The sequence below is a fragment of the Mycobacterium sp. genome (assembly GCF_049280035.1).
Lineage (GTDB): Bacteria > Actinomycetota > Actinomycetes > Mycobacteriales > Mycobacteriaceae > Mycobacterium.
The window spans coordinates 1-2,798 of the sequence record NZ_JBAPPI010000661.1 but is presented as its reverse complement, the minus strand read 5'-3'; the positions used below and the strand labels follow the sequence as shown (position 1 = coordinate 2,798).

3 protein-coding genes are annotated in these 2,798 nt (G+C 66.7%); 1 reads left to right on the top strand and 2 read right to left on the bottom strand.

What is annotated here, in order from left to right; genetic code table 11:
- The coding region (locus WAN71_RS21270) for an ATP-binding cassette domain-containing protein (RefSeq protein WP_422227226.1) at positions 1 to 1,772 on the bottom strand (1,772 nt) is incomplete at its 3' end.
- A gap of 162 nt (positions 1,773 to 1,934) precedes the next feature.
- Here WAN71_RS21270 and WAN71_RS21265 point away from each other — a divergent pair.
- Entirely contained in the window at positions 1,935 to 2,591 is a 657-nt protein-coding gene (locus WAN71_RS21265) for a L,D-transpeptidase family protein (RefSeq protein ID WP_422227225.1), read from the top strand.
- Between the two features lie 18 nt (positions 2,592 to 2,609).
- Here the strand turns inward: WAN71_RS21265 and WAN71_RS21260 are convergent.
- Positions 2,610 to 2,798: nuclear transport factor 2 family protein (locus tag WAN71_RS21260; protein WP_422227224.1), on the bottom strand; the 189-nt coding region annotated here is incomplete at its 5' end.

Below are 2,798 nucleotides of genomic sequence, written 5' to 3'. Positions count from 1 at the left end.
AAGTAGCCGCGATCGGCGGTGATCAGCCGGGTTTGACGACGGGCCAACGTCCAGACCTGACGCCAATGGCTGGTCTGCGGCGGTTTTCCCAGCCGTGCCGCGCCGGCGGTCGGCGACGGCCGTCGCGCCGCAGCGGGGTGGCGTGCCAAAAACGCCCGGTGCACACCGTCGGGGTCAGTACTGACCCGGGCGAAGATGTCTGCCCAGTCGGTGCTGCCCATCGCCGCCCCGATCTGCGACGGGGCGTCGGCGAAGGCGGTCTTGCCGCCCGGCGCCAGCAGCAGCAGCTGGTCGCACATGCTCACGTAGGTCAGCGAATGCGTGACCACGATGACCACCCGGCCGGCGTCGGCGAGCCGGCGCAGCATCGTCATGACCTGCCGGTCCAACGCCGGGTCGAGCCCCGAAGTCGGTTCGTCGAGGATCAGCAGCGACGGGCCGGTCAACAGCTCCATGGCCACCGACGCGCGCTTGCGCTGCCCGCCGGACAGCTTGTCGACGCGAGTCTTCTTGTGCGGAGTCAATTCCAGCTCGTCGAGCACCCGCTCGACCACCTGCCTGCGATCGTCGGCCGAGGTGTCGGGCGGCAGTCGCAGTTCGGCGGCGTAGCTGAGCGCCTGCTCGACGGTGAGCTGGCGGTGCACGACGTCGTCCTGGGGCACCACCCCGATGCGCGAACGCATCGAGGCGTACTCGGCGTGCACGTCGTGCCCGTCGAATGCGACCACACCGGCGCTGCGCGGCATCGCACCGCCAATCAGCTTGACCAGCGTGGATTTCCCGGCGCCCGACGGCCCGATCACCGCGGTCAGCGTCCCCGGTTTGGCGATGAAGGACACATCCTCCAGCAGCTGGCGCCCGTCGACGGTCAACGCCAACCCTTGCGCGATAAGCCCGCTGGTGCGGGCCGCCGCGGGCTGCGGTACCAAGGTGCTGCCGGTCGCAAGCAGGTCGGTATTGCCGATCGTGACAACGTCGCCGTCGCGCAGCATCGCCCGCGAGATCAGCGTGCCGTTCACGAAAGTGCCGTTGCTGCTGTTGTTGTCGCGGATCTCCAGACCGGCCGGGCTGGATACCACCACCGCGTGCACGCGGGAGGCCAACGCGTCGTCGACGACCACGGTGTTGGTCTTGGCGCGACCGACGGTTACCAAACCCGACGATCCTCCGGTACGCGGCGGAGTCGTGACCCGCCGGATCGGCCGACGCAGGTCCGGTCGGCTCGGCGGCGGCTGCGGTCCGGTCGGACGAACCGGGGTCGACGTCGGCGCTCGGGTCGGAGGCGGGGTCACCGGCCGGAACGCGGTCGTCTCCGCGCTGGCGCCTGGGGGCTCGTCGGGCATGGGGTCGGGCGTCCGCGGATTGCGGGGTTGCGACGATGTCGGCGATTTGGCGACCCGGAAGGTCAACTGCGGCCCATGCGGGCTGCCCAGCGTGATGCTTAGGCGATCGTGGATGGGCACCACGGTGGCGCGCGAACCAGCGACGTAGACCCCGTTTTGGCTTTTGTCGACGACGACCCACTGCATGCGGTCGAACCGCAGGATCGCATGCACCCGCGATATCAGCGTGAGGTCGTCAGGATTGAGGTCGTGGAACCAGATGTCGCAGCCGCGATCGCGACCCAGGATGACGTCCCGGTCGGCTGGAAACGTGTACATCGCCGATCCCAGCCAGACCGTCAGCGGCGGCACGCCGACGCCGCTCGCCACGGCGAGCTTTGTCGTATTGCCGCCGTCCGTCGGCGTGCGGCTGCGATCTGTCGGTGCCATTCCCTGCCTTCTATACCCTGGGATCCTGTGTGCGACGCATACGACCATATTGCCGCAGCCAGCGACGACAGGTGGCCAGCGGCCAGTCGCGTCCGCGCGGTGATCGGATCGAAGCTAAACCTTTACTTGACGTCAGGATCGCTCGGCGGTGACCATGAAACGGTGCGCCGACTGCTGGGTTCGCTGTGCGCTACGGTGTGCATTGCCGTTGCCGCCCTGGCCGCAGCTCCAACGGGTGGTGCAGTCGGCGCACCCTGGTTTGCCCCTTCGGTCGGCAATGCGACCCAAGTGGTTTCGGTTGTCGGAGTGGGCGGTTCGAACGCAAAACTGGACGTCTACCAACGTGGCGCTGCGGGCTGGCAGCCGGTGGCGGCCGGCATACCCGCCCATGTCGGATCGGCAGGTCTTGCGCCGCAAGCTAAAAGCGGATATCCGGCTACCCCGATGGGGGTCTACTCCTTGCCGTTCGCATTCGGGACCGCGCCCAATCCCGGTGGCGGACTGAAGTACGTGCAGGTTGACTCCAACCACTGGTGGAGCGGCGATGACAACAGCCCGACCTTCAACACGATGCAGGTCTGCCAGAAAGCTCAGTGCCCGTTCGATACCGGAGCGAGTGAAAACCTCGAGATTCCGCAGTACAAACATGCGGTGGTGATGGGCGTAAACCCAGACCGCCAGCCGGGCAAAGGCGCTGCGTTCTTCTTCCACACCACCGACGGTGGCCCGACCGAGGGCTGCGTAGCGATCGACGACGCCAAACTGGTGCAGATCATCCAGTGGCTGCAGCCCGGCGCCGTCATCGCAATCACTCAATAACCTTCAGCTACAAGCGATTTAGGCCAGAGCGCAACCGGGCCTCACCTTAAAGTCGAGGTTCGCCAACGACATCGTCGCATCGTAGGTCCGGTCATATCCCGTCGCGCTGATCCGCCATCCGTCGGCGGTGCGCCGATAATGGTCACGGTAGAAGCCAGCGCCGATCAGCATGAAGTTGAACTCGGCCACGATCACCCGGTCTTGCAG